This window comes from Bacillus sp. SIMBA_074, from assembly GCF_046534555.1.
Taxonomy (GTDB): Bacteria; Bacillota; Bacilli; order Bacillales; family Bacillaceae_G; genus Bacillus_A; species Bacillus_A mycoides.
In genome coordinates, this window is the sequence record NZ_JAWRYM010000604.1 from 1 (window position 1) to 268 (window position 268).

Genomic DNA, 268 nt, shown 5'->3' on the forward strand with positions numbered 1-268 from the left:
GGGATGAGATCATAGCGTATATACACTCCCTCGCACCGAAGTACAGGCAGGTCATCCTGCTGCATTATTATGAGGACTTGTCCATACAGGAGGCAGCGGAGATTCTTTCAGTTTCACAGGAGGTTGTCCGTACGAGATTGCACCGCGCTAGAAAGCAATTAAGAGAGAGCATGTCCAAGGGGGGACAAGGATGAGCGAGGATCGTGTGTGGAAAGAGTGGGGCCAATCTGCAAAGCAGGCGGTAAGAGAGCAGTACCCGTTTCAATTG

General features: G+C 51.1%; 1 protein-coding gene. It reads left to right on the forward strand.

From position 1 onward, the window contains the following. The coding region (locus tag SB773_RS32160) for an RNA polymerase sigma factor (RefSeq protein ID WP_410594413.1) at positions 1-194 on the forward strand (194 nt) is incomplete at its 5' end. Between the last annotated feature and the right edge of the window lie 74 nt (positions 195-268).